Origin of the sequence: Actinoplanes awajinensis subsp. mycoplanecinus, assembly GCF_001509495.1 — a bacterium.
Lineage (GTDB): Bacteria > Actinomycetota > Actinomycetes > Mycobacteriales > Micromonosporaceae > Actinoplanes > Actinoplanes palleronii.
On record NZ_LLZH01000185.1, the window covers coordinates 1 to 347 of the forward strand.

Here is a 347-nt window from a genome sequence, read left to right on the forward strand (position 1 = left end):
CGACCAGTACGCCACCGGCAGCGCGTTCAGGATCGGGAACCGGACTTGGGCGCCCTGCACGGGCAGCGGACGGAACAGCTGGAGCACGGCGCTCTGCTCGGTCGCCTTCCCCAGCATCTCCGAGGAGACCTCCTCGGGGATGAGCGCGGCCGCGTCGGTACGGCTCGTGATGTTGTTGTAGGCCACGGCGGCCCCTCCTTCTGTGAGACCGGCCGGACCCTGCCGCGCCGGAAGTGATCAGGACCTGCCGGCCTGCTGCCGGATCAGGTCGTTCATGGATGACGGGCGGGCCGTCGGCCGGACGCCACCGTCGAAGCTGGGGGCGCTCGGACCCGCCGTCTTCAGGG

General features: G+C 70.9%; 1 protein-coding gene. It reads right to left on the reverse strand.

The annotated features are described in order from the left end of the window. The coding region (locus ADL15_RS20595) for a hypothetical protein (protein ID WP_198170910.1) at positions 1-186 on the reverse strand (186 nt) is incomplete at its 3' end. Positions 187-347 lie beyond the last annotated feature (161 nt).